The sequence below is a fragment of the Paraclostridium sp. genome, assembly GCF_051657365.1.
Taxonomy (GTDB): domain Bacteria; phylum Bacillota; class Clostridia; order Peptostreptococcales; family Peptostreptococcaceae; genus Paraclostridium.
Genome location: NZ_JBOFKN010000047.1, coordinates 1 through 6,409, shown reverse-complemented (window position 1 = coordinate 6,409; position 6,409 = coordinate 1). Strand labels below are relative to the sequence as shown.

The following is a 6,409-nucleotide window of genomic DNA, read 5'->3' as shown; positions in this document are numbered from 1 at the left end:
GATTAAATGGTTTTTTCATGTAGTTCATCTCCTTTTTATTTAAATAATATCATTTTATTTAAATAAAGTAAATAAAAAAAGATTAATAACTCAGAAAAATGTATATATTTGAAATAAATTAAATTGTGATTAAATACTTATATATAAAGGTAGCGTAACTTTAGAGAAAAAGACGAATCATTATAGAAGGAGTAAAAAACTGGACTAATGTTAGAGAAAGTATAAAAATACCAAGTTGGTGTAGTCGTATTGATGAATATTTAGACATTGATAATTAAGTAAAAAAATATTATAATTAATATATAAAATACAGAAGATATAGTTATTAACGAGCAGGAAAGGCACCCTGCACGCTTAGGAAACTGAGTAAACAGATATGATGGATACGCCGTTCTATATCAACTTACATGATGAGGTAGGATAAAATATCCTACCTCATTTATTTTAGGAGTTTAATTGGGGGAAAAATGGAGAAAATTAGTCTGGTTTTTAAAGATATAGATCTCTCACTCCATATCTAATTTTTTCAAGTTTTTCTAAAGTAAGAACTTTAATATCTTCTCTCTTGATATTTTCAATCTCTTTAGATATAACCTTTTGAACTTTTTCTATTAACTCTTCATCTCCATAGTCCATAGCGTACTCCATTAAAGTTAATAGTGCATTAGGCAAACAAACATTTTGAATATTACCACTTTTGGCCAGTTGCATAAATCTATCTCCTGTTCTTCCCATTCTGTAGCACGCTGTACAATAACTTGGAACATACTCTTCATCTAAAAGTTCTTTTAAAACCTCCAAAGGTGTTCTATGATCTGCAAGTTCAAATTGAGTTGCAGTTTTTCCATTTTCCTGATCTGAATATCCTCCTACATCTGCAGAAGATCCAGCACTAATTTGAGATATTCCATATTTTATTAACTCTCTTCTTAACTCTGCAGTCTCTCTTGTAGAAAGAATCATTCCAGTAAATGGAACAGCCAATCTTATAATAGCTACAATATCTCTAAATGTGTCATCATCTATTTGATGAGGATATTCATCTAAACTCATACCTTCAGCTTTTTTTATTCTAGGAACAGATATTGTATGAAATCCTACACCATAGTTTTTTTCTAAATATTCATTGTGTATCATAAGTGCCAAAATTTCATACTTATAATCTGCCAATCCAAATAAAACACCACCTCCAACATCATCTATTCCTCCTTCCATAGCTCTATTAAAAGCCGTTAAGTGATATTGATAATCTCCTTTTATAGAGTTTGGATGTACTTTTTCATATGTTGGTTTATGATATGTTTCTTGAAATAAAATATATGTACCTATATTAGCAATTTTCAATTTTTTATAGTTTTCAACTGTTGTTGCGGCAATATTTACATTTATTCTTCTTATAGACCCATTTTCAAATTTTGTTGTGTAAACAGCATCAATTGCTTCAAGAACATACTCAATGGGAGCATTAATGGAATCCTCACCTAATTCTAAAGCTAATCTTTTATGTCCCATTTTCTCTAAAAGTTTTACTTCATTTTGAATCTCTTCTCTAGTTAACTTTTTTCTTGGAAACTTGTTATCTCTTTTGTAACCACAATATGTACAGTTATTAATACAGTAATCACTGACATATAAAGGAGCAAAAACTACAATTCTATTTCCGTAAATAGATCTTTTTATTTCACCTGCAATTTCATAGAGTCTTTTCTTTTGATTTTTATCTTTTATTTGTAAAAGAGTAGCCACTTCCATATGCGTTAAACCATTTTTATTTTGAGCTTTATTTAAAACTCTTTCAATTTCATCATAATCTGTTTTTTCAGATTTTTGTAACACTTTTTCAATATATTCTTGATCAATAAAGTTTTCATTACTTTTCATTTTACGTTTCTCCTCTAAAACAGATTAATCTTTGATAAAATTATTTAACGTTATAGTTTGCTTTATATTCCATCTCAGTCCAGTTAACTCTTGCTGCAACTTTTGCTTCAGGATTTAATTTTATATCTTTTAACATAAGCTCTTTAAATGTTTTATAACCAGCCATATCCATAAGGTGCCCTCCGTGAAGGTACTTAGGTGAACCGTTTAAAACATGAGCTGAGAATGATTCCCAATTTTTTAATATAGCCAATAGAACATCCTCAGTTATGAAATCAACAAAAATCTTTCCCACTCTAGGAGATTTTTTACTTGTTCTTCCACCTATTAAAACTCTATAGAAAACCTCTTTTGAACGAACAAAAGCTCTAGTTGGACAAGCTTCAATACACTCACCACATCCAATACAAAGGTTTTCATTTCTAGTAATAACTCCATTTTTAAATGTTAAAGCATCTGTTGAATGGTGTTTACAAGCTCTTAAACAAGCTTCACAACCAACACATCTATTTTCATTATATTGTGGAATAGTCACTCCTAAAATTCCAAAGTCTGTCATATGTGCTTTCACGCAATCATTTGGACATCCAGCAATGGCAACTTTAATATGATAATTACTTGGAAAAATTACTTTTTCAATTTTATTAGCTAAAGCTGGAACTTTAGCATTAGCTTTAATACAATGATCTGCTCCAACACATCCAGCTATATTTCTAGGAGCTAAACAAGGATAACCACAGTTATCAACGTCTAAATCTAATTTACATCTTTCAATCTCAATCTCTTTTATATAGTCTTCCACCATGGCATTTACTTTTTCAATGTTTTCATACTTTATTCCCATTACATTAAAAGTTTGTCTTGTTCCAAAGTGAAAATTTCCATTTCCATATTTTTGAGCAATCTCATGTACTAACAGAAGATGTTTGGCTTCAACAGTTCCACCAGGAGCTCTCATTTGAAACATAAACTCCCCAGGAACTTTAGATTGTCTAAAACAGTTTTTACGCAGCTTATTAATATCAATATCTCTTATATTTTCCATCATATTACTCTTCACTTCTCCCGAACTCTTTGTAAATTTTCTCTAGTTCATTGCTAAATTTATTTATTGTAGCTGCAAAACTTATACCTTTAGGGCATACATCGACACATCTTCCACAACCAACACATATCTGTTCATTTGATTCTTTTAATTTTGGTCTATAAAATTTGTCTAGAACTCTTTGAACAACTCTTTTTGGAATAATTTGAGATAAACTCTCTTTTTCCAAAGCTTTAGATTTAACTAATTGGCAACCATTCCAAACTCTTTTTTGAATTGTAATACCAGTGGAATCTTCAGCTATGACATCTATTGTATTCATACATGTGCAAGTCATACAGGCCATATTACAACTTCCACAACCAATACAACGATCTTTAAACTCATCCCATATAGCTGAATTTTTAATTTTATCTAAAGCCATTTTATCCCAGCTTTCTAAATTTGGAACGTTCACAGTAATTCTATTTTTTTCTACAAAGTTAAATTTAAAATCTGAATAATCATCAAATTTTTCTATGTATTCATTTAGAAAGTTATCTTTGCAAGAAACCACAACATTTTCATCTTCCATTTTTAAAGCTAAAGAATAGTTATCACTTTGATTTGTACCTAAGCTAGCACAGAAGCAGCTATCCCATCCATTTTCTACACATTCAATCATAACAAATTTAATCTTTTTTCTTCTAATTTGATAGTACTCATCATTTTTAAATGTGTTATCGATTCTTGTTATTCCATGGATATCGCAGGGATGTACAAAAAGCAGAACCTCTCTATCATCCTTTTCATGGATAGTACTAATAGTTTGATTTTTTACTTGAACACTTATAGTATGAACTATAGGTAATAGAATCTCTTTTGGTGAACCACCAGATTTTTTATTGAAAACAACCTCTTCAATACTATTTATTTCTGAATATCTAATATCCTCATCATAGCTATATCTACCCTCATTTTCAAAAGCTTTAGGTGCAATAATTCTGTATTTTTTTGACAATTTTTGTATTAAAAAATTAAAATCATCAATTGAAATTTTCTTTTTCATTTTGATAAATTCCTCCGAATTCTATTTTATTATTCCAAGGTTAACTGTTTAGAAAATATTTCAACTAATTGCTCGAGAATAAGAATACTCCTTTTATTTTAAATAGTCAATCTTTTTTTGAATGATGAGTCAATTAATTGAATAAGAGTTCAAAAAATATTGACTAATATATTTTTTTAATATATTATGAATTTAAATAGAAAATAATTGCTCAAGTTTTCAAGGTTAAATCACTAGGAGGATTTAATGATAGTAACTTTTTATATAAATAATAAAGAAATTATGGCTGATTCAAGTAAATCTATTCTTGAAGTAGCAAAAGAAAATGGCATAGAGATTGATACCTTATGTTGTCTTAAGGATTGTACTGGAACACAGGAGTGTGGGATTTGTAGAGTTGAAGATTTAAGTGAAAATAAACTTTTAAGAGCTTGTTCAACTAAGGTAGAAAATGGTATGAGATTAAATACAGCTAGTAGATTAGTTCAAGAGTCTAAAAAAAATAGAGTTATTGAGTTATTAAATGAACATAACTTTAGTTGTGGAACTTGTAAAAGACTTTCAAATTGTGAGTTTTTAGAGTTAGTAAAAAAAACTGGAGCTAAAAAAACTGTAAAAATAGATAGTTTTAAAGATGAATTTTCTTTAGATGAAAGAAGTAAATCTATTTCTATTGATAGAACTAAATGCTTAAAATGCGGAAGATGTGTTGCAGTTTGTAAAAATAAAATAGGTACCAATGTAATTCAGTTAAATGAAGTTGAAGATAGATTACTTGTAGGACCTGAAAATCTTAGATGTTTTGATGACACTGACTGCTTACTTTGTGGTCAATGTGTAGCAGCTTGTCCTGTTGGAGCCTTAACAGAGATTTCACATATAGAAAAAGTTGTTGAAGCTTTAAAAGATTCTAACAAACACGTTGTTATAGGAATGGCCCCATCTGTTAGAACTTCTTTAGGTGAACTTTTTCAAATTGAATTGGGAAAAGATGTTACAAAACAAATTTATACAGCTTTAAAAATAATAGGATTTAAAAAGATATTTGATGTTAATTTTGCTGCAGATATTACAATTATAGAGGAGGGAACAGAGTTAATTGAAAGAATACAAAAAAATGGAGTGTTTCCTATGTTTACTTCATGTTGCCCTGGATGGGTAAGGTTTATAGAAAATTATAAGCCTGAATATATAAAAAATCTATCTACTGCAAAATCTCCACAACAGATATTTGGAGCAGCAACTAAAAATTATTATCCTGCTATGAATAATCTTGATCCAAAATCAATTTTTACAGTTTCTATTATGCCGTGTATTGCAAAAAAATATGAGAGTGAAAGAGATGAGATGCAAACTCATAATATAAGAGATGTAGATGCTGTTTTAACAACTAGAGAACTAGCTGAGCTTATAAAAATGAATGCAATAGATTTTAAAAACTTAGAAGATTCAGAAGCTGACTCTATTATGGGAGAGTATACAGGAGCTGGAACTATATTTGGTGTTACAGGTGGAGTTATGGAAGCTGCTTTAAGATCAGTTAAAGATATTGTTGAAGGTACGTCACTTGAAAATATAGATTATAAAGAAGTTAGAGGATTTGAAGGTATAAAAGAAGCTACAGTTAAAATTGATAATGTTGATTATAATTTAGCTATAGTTAGTGGTGGAACTAATATATTTAAATTTTTTCAAGAGAATTTAGTTCAAAAAAATAATTATCACTTTGTAGAGTTTATGGTTTGTCCTGGTGGATGTATTAATGGTGGAGGGCAACCTCATTTAAAAGCTTCTATAAAAGAGGATACAGGATATAAAGAATTAAGAGGAGAAGTTCTTTATTCTCAAGATAGAAATAGTGAGATTAGAAAATCTCATAAAAATCCATCTGTATTATCAATGTATGAAAACTATATAAATATAGAGAAAGAAAGGGCTCATCACCTTTTCCATACAACGTATAAAAATAAAAATTCTTAATTTTTGAATCACGAGTCAAAAAAAGCTTGCAATTTTTGTAAAGTTGAACTATAATTCAAATATAAAGATTCTTTATCATTGCTAGAAATTAATCTGACAGGATTAATTATTCCCCCCACAATTAGCGGTGTTTTAAATTTTTAATCAACCCTTACAAATTCATGGGAAAAGAGGATGTAGTTTATATCCTCTTTTTCTATATATAAATTTATTTTTTAAAATATTTGCTTTAAATTTTTGTGTAAAGTTGTAAAACAATTTTCTTATATATCATATAGTGAAATTTTACAAAACTACCATAACTCTTTTGTGGTAGTTTTTTTTATTGAAAAAATAGAAGGTGGGGATAAATATGAGTTATTTAAGTGCGGTAAATGATGTTTTTAGTTTTTTAAATCCAATAACGGATGTTCTGTGGGAGTTTCCAAGAAATTTTGAATTTTACAAAAATATCC

At 28.8% G+C, this 6,409-nt stretch carries 4 protein-coding genes; 1 reads left to right on the top strand and 3 read right to left on the bottom strand.

What is annotated here, in order from left to right; translation table 11 throughout:
• Nucleotides 1-489 precede the first annotated feature (489 nt).
• Genes hydG through ACRCYC_RS03545 form a run of 3 tightly spaced genes read right to left on the bottom strand, consistent with a single transcriptional unit; the run spans nt 490 to nt 3,974 of the window.
• Complete coding sequence (gene hydG / locus ACRCYC_RS03555) at nt 490-1,881, bottom strand: [FeFe] hydrogenase H-cluster radical SAM maturase HydG (protein ID WP_438507266.1); 1,392 nt, start codon at nt 1,879-1,881, stop codon at nt 490-492.
• 40 nt (nt 1,882-1,921) lie between these two features.
• On the bottom strand, nt 1,922-2,929 hold the full coding sequence (gene asrC, locus ACRCYC_RS03550) for a sulfite reductase subunit C (protein ID WP_438617812.1): 1,008 nt from the start codon (nt 2,927-2,929) through the stop codon (nt 1,922-1,924).
• A 1-nt stretch (nt 2,930) separates the two neighbouring features.
• Nucleotides 2,931-3,974: a 4Fe-4S dicluster domain-containing protein gene (locus ACRCYC_RS03545; protein WP_438507264.1), complete on the bottom strand. Its 1,044-nt coding sequence runs from the start codon at nt 3,972-3,974 to the stop codon at nt 2,931-2,933.
• A 246-nt stretch (nt 3,975-4,220) separates the two neighbouring features.
• Here ACRCYC_RS03545 and ACRCYC_RS03540 point away from each other — a divergent pair, with 246 nt between their 5' ends.
• Entirely contained in the window at nt 4,221-5,954 is a 1,734-nt protein-coding gene (locus ACRCYC_RS03540; protein WP_438507263.1) for a [FeFe] hydrogenase, group A, read from the top strand.
• The last annotated feature ends 455 nt before the right edge of the window (nt 5,955-6,409 follow it).